The sequence below is a fragment of the Acinetobacter lactucae genome (genome assembly GCF_013344765.1).
GTDB classification, from domain to species: domain Bacteria; phylum Pseudomonadota; class Gammaproteobacteria; order Pseudomonadales; family Moraxellaceae; genus Acinetobacter; species Acinetobacter lactucae_A.
This window is the reverse complement of the sequence record NZ_JABVBF010000162.1, coordinates 1-7,779: the sequence shown is the minus strand read 5'-3', so window position 1 is coordinate 7,779 and position 7,779 is coordinate 1. Positions and strand designations below refer to the sequence as shown.

The following is a 7,779-nucleotide window of genomic DNA, read 5'->3' as shown; positions in this document are numbered from 1 at the left end:
ACTTTATATTTCTTGTTGTTTTTAATTTAATTCTTTAACTATTAAGTATGTTTAGATGGTTCCACGTGGAACGTTTAATTACTTTGGTAACTCTAAAATAAAAAAAGCAGGATTACTCCTGCTTTTATCACCACACAACTTTTTTATTAATCAGTGAAAATTACACGTGCAATTGCTTTCTTGCCTGACTGAATAATGAAAGTACCGTTTTCTTTTACAGAGAAACTTGCATCAACAGCATTCCAGTCAACTTTTACTGCTCCGCGAGCTACAGCATCTTTTGCAGCTGCTGCATTCGGATTTAGGCCTGCTACACGTAGAATGGTAGCAATAAAGATTTCTCCACCAAACTCACCACGTGAAATAGTTACTTCTGGTGTGTCTTCAGGTACTTCACCTTCTGTAATACGGTTGCCCGCACTCTTATGGGCATTAGCAGCAGCTTCTGCATCATGGAAGCGTTCAACGAGCTCAAGTGCAAGAATACGTTTTACTTCTTGTGGATTACGACCAGCAGCAATTTCATCTAATAAAGCTTTGATCTCATCAAGAGATTTGAAACTTAATAAATCAAAATAGCGCTCGATTAAAGAGTCGGGCATTGATAAAACTTTTTGGTACATTGCCCCTGGCGTATCAAATACACCAATATAGTTACCTAAAGATTTAGACATTTTATTTACGCCATCTAGACCTTCTAGAATCGGCACAGTAATACACACTTGAGATTCTTGGCCATAACGACTTTGTAAAGTACGACCCATAAGTAAGTTAAAGGTCTGGTCTGTACCCCCTAACTCAACGTCAGCTTCAAGCGCAATGGAGTCATAACCTTGAACTAAAGGATATAAAAACTCATGAATTGCAATTGGCTGATGGTTGCTATAACGCTTTGTGAAGTCATCACGCTCTAACATGCGTGATACGGTTTGCTGGCTTGCTAACTGAATAAGGTCAGCAGCAGATTTTTGATTAAACCATTCTGAGTTAAAACGTACTTTTGTTTTATTAGGGTCTAATATTTTGAAAACTTGTTCTTGATAAGTTTTAGCGTTGGCTTCTACTTGTTCACGTGACAACGGCGGACGAGTTGCGCTTTTACCAGTTGGGTCACCGATCATCGCTGTATAGTCACCAATCAAGAAGGTAACTTCATGTCCCAAATCTTGGAAAGTTTTCAATTTATTAATAAGAACCGTATGTCCTAAATGTAAGTCTGGTGCTGTAGGGTCAAAACCAGCTTTAATTTTAAGAGGACGATTCTCTTTGAGCTTTTTCAGTAAATCTTCTTCTGAAATAATTTCGTGCGTGCCTCGTTGGATGAGGGCAAGCTGTTCTTCGGCGGGCAAGAAATTTGACATCACAAAACCTAAACACATCAGTTATTCAATTTGTGCGATATACTAACATTTTTTCAGCGTCTTGCAGGGGAAGTTGCATATGAGCGCAATCTATATCGGCGTAATGACTGGCACTAGTATGGATGGTGTGGATATTGTTGCGGCTTCATTTGAGCCACTACAGCTTCATGCCACTCTTACAGTTCCATTCGAACCCGAGTTACGTGATGAGCTTATGGCGTTAACTTTGCCTGATGACAATGAAATTGACCGCATGGGTAAAGCTGATGTTGCTCTAGCCAAAATGATTGGTGAGGGGATTAATACTCTCATTGAAAAGCATCAATTAGACCGTAGCCAAATTAAAGCAATTGGGTCGCATGGGCAAACCATTCGTCACCGTCCAGAACATGGATTTACGCTACAAATTGGCGATCCCAACATCATTACTGAAATTACTCAAATTCCGGTTGTTTCAGATTTCCGTCGTAGAGATATGGCAGCAGGTGGTCAAGGCGCGCCATTAGTTCCGGCTTTCCATCAAGCACTATTTCAACATCCAAGTATTCATCGTGTGATTTTGAATTTGGGTGGAATTGCCAATGTAAGTATGCTGCCTGCCAACAACCCTGAAGGTGTATTTGGTTTTGATACGGGCCCTGCAAATATTTTGATGGATGCGTGGTGTCATCGCCATACAGGTCATCCATATGATGAAAATGGTGATTGGGCTGCTTATGGTCATCCTATCCGTTCTTTGCTCGATCGTCTTCATGCACATGAATATTTTTCTAAAGAACCGCCTAAGAGCACAGGACGTGAAGACTTTAATATTGACTGGTTAGATGATCAGTTAATCGATTGGCGAAATGATTTAACTTACGATGAGCTAGAAGATACACCGGAAAACATCCAAGCCACTTTATTAAAGCTTACTGTGCGTGCCATTCAAAAAGCGATTTATCGCTCTGAGATGGAAACAGGCGAAGTATATGTTTGTGGTGGTGGTGCTTATAACTCTTATTTATTAGAACAATTACGTTGGCGTCTTCGTAAGCACAATTGGTCTGTTCAACCTACCGATGTGTTAGGACTTTCCGCTACTTGGGTAGAGGCTACAGCATTTGCATGGTTAGCAATGCGCTTTGTAAATGGTTTAAGTGGTAATTTGCCAGCGGTAACAGGTGCTTCGGATTTCAGAATTCTAGGTACGATCACGGCGGTATAAAATAATTTATTGATTTGAATGGTTAGATTCGACCTCATAGCACATTTACTGACCCGAAATGCTGTTATTTAAATGGGCATAAAAACTCATGATAAATGCCGATAAAAATAATTTAAGGCATGTTTGTATGGATCTGACCAACCGTATTCAACAATACACTCGTGGGGCCTGGACATTCGATGTGATTGATTCAGGCCCTATAGATGGCCCCCTCGTTGTTTTATTGCATGGTTTCCCAGAAACTGCCCATAGTTGGGAGCAGACTTCGGAATTATTGCATCAGCATCAATTTAGAACACTTGCAATCCATCAACGTGGTTATAGTTTAAATGCTAGGCCTCAAAGCCGATTTCAATATTCATTGAGTGAACTTGTAGAAGATGTGGCAAGTTTAATTGAGCAGTTGGGTCAGCCAGTTTATTTAATTGGGCATGATTGGGGTTCAGCAATCGCTTCGGGGGTTGCCATGAAATATCCACAATATATTCAACATCTCACTTTAGTTTCTGTGCCCCACCAAGCTGCATTTTTAAAAGCTTGTTTAAGCAGTAGACAACTTTTTAAATCTTATTATTTTGCAATTTTTCAGCTACCGATTCTGCCCGAACTTTTATTTAAAAAGTTGCCTAAATTGGGTCATAAGTTTCTGAAGTCATCAGGTATGACCGAGCAGCAAATTGAAATATTCGAGGCTGAGTTTATAAATGAAAATAGATTAACCACGGCGTTGAATTGGTATCGTGGCTTTTTTTGGGGCAAACCTCGAAATCCATTTAAAGTTATAGATGTTCCAACTCTTTTTATTTGGGGTAAACATGATATTGCCGTTACAGAAAAAAGCGCCAAGCTAAACTCACATTATTTTAAAAATAATTATGAAGCAGTTTTTATGGATGCGTCGCATTGGATTCCATATCAGAATGCACCTGAACTCGTGCAATATTTTTTAGAATCTGTCCGTGAAAGATAATGATCTGATCAATAAAAAAACCTCTCGTCATGGAGAGGTTTTTTTATTTTAAAATTCTTTTAAATCGAGAATGAAGAACCACAACCACATGTTGTTGTCGCATTCGGATTTTGTACGATAAAACGTGAACCTTCAAGGCCTTCTACATAGTCAACTACTGAACCAATGAGGTATTGGTAGCTCAGTGAGTCAACCAACATTTTCACATCGCCATTTACGAATTCTGCATCATCTTCATTTACGCTTTCAGCAAAATTGAAGCCATACGAAAACCCTGAACACCCGCCTCCTGTTACATACACACGTAACATGAGATCGTCATTCCCTTCACTATCACGGAGTTGGCGTACCTTATTGGCAGCATTATCTGTCAAAACTAGAGCTTGGGCATTCATGATGATTGTTCCTCGGATTTTGCTGTGCCTTTCAAAATAAAAAAGACCCTATATTGAGTATAGCATAATCAATATAGGGTCTGTCTTCGAAGTTTAAAGCGAATCTTGAGTATTTTTATCAAGATTATTTGTAATTCTCATCCTGTAAGCCACATTCGAAGTTTTTCGCATCTTGCTTACAACGGAATTGCCATAGTAATTTCATCATGCGTTTATCATACACACCGCGTTGTGTAAGGTTAATTCGAGACTCACGCATAAGCTTTTGGTAACCCGGCTTATCGGCTGCTGGAACATCCATCCAGTATTTTTGTGGAATATCAGCTTTCATTTTACCCAAGATGGTAAAAGCACGTGGTAGCTGACCTGAAACCCATTCCCTAGATTTCTGCCCAAAACCAGCTGGGAATTTATCTGGGCGGATAATAATATTTCCTGTGACCTGTAAGATTGGATAATTCACGATCGCACCTTTTGTGCCTAAACCTTTTTGTAGCTCCAAAGGTTTAAATGCTGCTGCTGGTGCACCAATGATATCAACTTGATGGTTATTAAATTTCGCACCGAAATTTGTTACGTCAGCACTCACAGCCTGAGCCCCGACCTGCTGAACCATAATTTTTTGTGCTTCATCATAGTCAAGCACAGCAATTTTTTTACCTGCGGCTTTCGCTACCGTATTGATGCTACGGTCATTTACTAAAAGGTAAGCATCACCAACTGGGATAACACCGACAACTTCATAACGTCCATTAACCATATATTTACTAAAAGTTGGACTCGCTAAACCTTGCATCACTTTTACAGCAAGCTTGAGATCAGGAATGGCCCCTATTGCGTCTAATGACCCAGTAAATGAGTTAAATTGGCGGCCACGCATCCCTGACACACTAATACCATCACACTTGCCCGCTTTAAAATCTTCAGCAATAACGGCTTCATTCTGGTTTACTTTAAGCTCGATATCAGCTCCCCAGTTTTTAGCGGCAAGTTGATAATCCTTCATCAGTGCATAGACATCGCCATTTTTACCAACGAAGTCAAAAACACATACTGTTTGTTTAGCCTGAGCTGCAAAAGAAACTGTGGTAAGTCCCATCGCAAGTAATAGCATTTTGGAAAATTGCATATTCTTTTTCCTTTCCTTGTGGAGTTTTTGTTTTTCGATACCAAGAAATTTCACATCAAAATGGTATGATTCGGATAGGCTTCATATAAAAATCATGTTGAAGATATTTTTACGGAACCTTTTGCTTTTATGATTTTATTTCCATGAAAAATAGATAGCGATTGATCTACCTATTAGCAATTATATTCATCACTCAAGTCCCTGATCCATTTTTATACCTTCATGTTTCCTTATGAAGTTTTTATCTAAATTTAGCTTAACGTCTTTCCAACTAACCACAATGGCAGAACTGACAGCACATACAAAACAAAAAGCCTAGAACTCAGTCTAGGCTTTCTGAAAGAAATTAAGATTATTCACCAGGCATTGAACATTCAAAGTTAGCCTTGTCTACAGAACAACGTGCTTTTTTCAATACAGACATCATTCCTGCATCGTAAACACCGCGTTTAGTTAAGTCCATACGGCCATCACGCAACATTTTTTGATACTTAAGTTTGTCTTCTGCACTTAAGTTCATTTTGTATTTTCCAGGAATCTGAGCTTCTAATCGGTTGATCATTGCAAAGCTCTTTGGTAACTGTTTTACAAACCAGTCACGAGATTTTTGACCAAAACCAGCTGGGAATTTATCAGAACGTAATACTAGATCTGCTGTAACGTGTAATACAGGGAAGTTCCACATTACACCGTTTGCACCTAAACCTTTATTTAACTCTAATGGTTTGTAAGCATAAGCAGGCGCACCCACCATATCTACCTGACCATTGTTAAATTTAGCAGCAAAGTTTGAGATATCAGAAAGAACTGCTTGAGCACCTACACGCTGCACCATAATTTTTTGTGCATCGTCATAACCTAATACAGCGAATTTTTTACCCGCAGCTTTTTCAACAGAGTTGATGTTTTTGTCACGTACGAAAATGAATGCTGAACCTAGCGGAGAAATACCAGCAACTTCGTATTTTTTACCACCCATATTTGTAGTCATTTTTGCTGCATTACGCGCATCTAATACATAAGTGATTGCACGTTGAGCAATTTGGTTATTTGGAACACCGCCAAGTGAGTCGATAGATCCTGCGAATTTGTTATATTGGCGCGCACGCATTGCTGTCATTGCTACAGCATCACATTTACCCGCTTTAAAATCATTATCAGCTACAGCCTCGTCCTGACGAGGAACTAAGTTAATTTCAGTACCCCAGCCTTTTGCAGCAAGAGCCCATTCTTCCATCATTTTATATGAGTCGCCTGCTTTTCCTAAGAGGTCGAATACACATACGGTACTCGCTGCTTGCGCTGAAGCAGAAAAACCAACAACAGAAGCGGCAGCCATAGCAAGTACGATTTTTTTCATTTTCTTCATCCTTCCACGGAACAGATTTTTTGTTTGAAGTTTCCTTTCAAACACAGATATTAATCATGTTTTTTAGAAAAAAATAGAGCTTTTACTCAAATATTTTTATCTAATTGAACCATTGTTTGTTCAACTTAAATTATTTATTAGTGATAAAAATCCCTAAGTTTCCATAAGTTATTTTTTATATTCACAATTTTCATACCCATATTCAGATTTGAAATATATGTAGCGTTTTTGTGTTTAAAAAATAAACTACTCTCCATTAAGCGTACATTCAAAATTTGTCCGTTCAACTGTACAGCGAGCACGCTTAAGCACACTCATCATGGTTGCATCGTATACACCTTGTTTTGTTAAGCTCAGGCGACCTTCACGTAAAATTTTTTGATACTTGGTTTTATCTTCTGCCGAAAAATTCATTTTAATTTTTGATGGTATGCCCATTTCTAGCCGTTTTATCATGGCAAAGTTCTGAGGTAGTTTTTGTATAAACCACGCACGTGACTTTATTCCAAAATCTGCGGGGAACTTATCACTTCGAGTAATTAAATCTCCCGTAACGTTAACCACAGGAAAACTAAACATCGCCCCTTTCACTCCAACGCCTTTACCAATCTCTAAAGGTTTATAAGCATAAGCTGGCGCAGCAATTGCATCGACTTGTCCACTATTAAACTTTTTCACAAAATCGGTAATTTCTGATGGAATGGGCTGTGCACCTACACTTTCCACCATAATTTTCTGTGCTGCGTCATATTGTAAAATAGCAAACTTAGTACCACGTACTTTTTCAATTGAGTTGAGGTTTTTATCCCTCACAAATAAATAAGCCAATCCAATTTGGACAATCCCGACGACTTCGTAATTGGTTCCATTTTGTACCGTCACCATGCGATGTTTATTACGTTTATCTAAAACATAACTAATGGCTTTTTGGGCAATTGCATTACTGGTTACCCCCCCAATTGCATCAATCGAACCTGCAAACTTATTATAATTTCGCGCCCGCATGGAAGTCATATAAGCGGCATCACATTTACCTTCACGTAATCTACGGTCAACTAAGCCTTCATCTTGAAATGGAATTAAAGTGATATCTGCTTGCCACTCTTTCGCCGCAAGCGCCCATTCTTCCATCATTTTATAGGATTCACCTGACTTTCCTAATAAATCAAACACACAGACATTTTGCCCCGCATGTGCTGTTCCCATAGCACAGCAAAATACTGCACTAATTATCCCCAATCTTTTTTTCATTTGACTTTCCTTAGTCTAGTTTTATTAGTAGCTCATTAATCAACCAAACTTTAAACTGTTTTTATTTTAGCCACATTTTTTTAAATGTGTTCTATCT

General features: G+C 38.8%; 7 protein-coding genes. 2 read left to right on the top strand and 5 right to left on the bottom strand.

Translation table 11 applies throughout. The features are described from left to right. Positions 1–146 precede the first annotated feature (146 nt). Complete coding sequence (tyrS, locus tag HUN22_RS13990) at positions 147–1,379, bottom strand: tyrosine--tRNA ligase (protein ID WP_079748541.1); 1,233 nt, start codon at positions 1,377–1,379, stop codon at positions 147–149. A 61-nt stretch (positions 1,380–1,440) separates the two neighbouring features. On the opposite strand from tyrS, the gene HUN22_RS13985 reads away from it, so the two are divergent. Next, entirely contained in the window at positions 1,441–2,568 is a 1,128-nt protein-coding gene (locus HUN22_RS13985) for an anhydro-N-acetylmuramic acid kinase (protein WP_174730488.1), read from the top strand. Between the two features lie 127 nt (positions 2,569–2,695). Then, entirely contained in the window at positions 2,696–3,538 is an 843-nt protein-coding gene (locus tag HUN22_RS13980) for an alpha/beta fold hydrolase (RefSeq protein ID WP_174730485.1), read from the top strand. A 59-nt stretch (positions 3,539–3,597) separates the two neighbouring features. Here HUN22_RS13980 and erpA read toward each other — a convergent pair whose 3' ends face one another. The 4 genes from erpA to HUN22_RS13960 all read right to left on the bottom strand — a co-directional run bounded on the left by erpA (position 3,598) and on the right by HUN22_RS13960 (position 7,682). Next, positions 3,598–3,933: an iron-sulfur cluster insertion protein ErpA gene (gene erpA, locus HUN22_RS13975; RefSeq protein WP_002115421.1), complete on the bottom strand. Its 336-nt coding sequence runs from the start codon at positions 3,931–3,933 to the stop codon at positions 3,598–3,600. Between the two features lie 124 nt (positions 3,934–4,057). Next, positions 4,058–5,062: a putative solute-binding protein gene (locus HUN22_RS13970; protein ID WP_009392891.1), complete on the bottom strand. Its 1,005-nt coding sequence runs from the start codon at positions 5,060–5,062 to the stop codon at positions 4,058–4,060. Between the two features lie 352 nt (positions 5,063–5,414). After that, entirely contained in the window at positions 5,415–6,422 is a 1,008-nt protein-coding gene (locus HUN22_RS13965) for a putative solute-binding protein (protein WP_002115480.1), read from the bottom strand. A gap of 255 nt (positions 6,423–6,677) precedes the next feature. Beyond that, entirely contained in the window at positions 6,678–7,682 is a 1,005-nt protein-coding gene (locus HUN22_RS13960) for a putative solute-binding protein (RefSeq protein WP_174730483.1), read from the bottom strand. Positions 7,683–7,779: the final 97 nt, after the last annotated feature.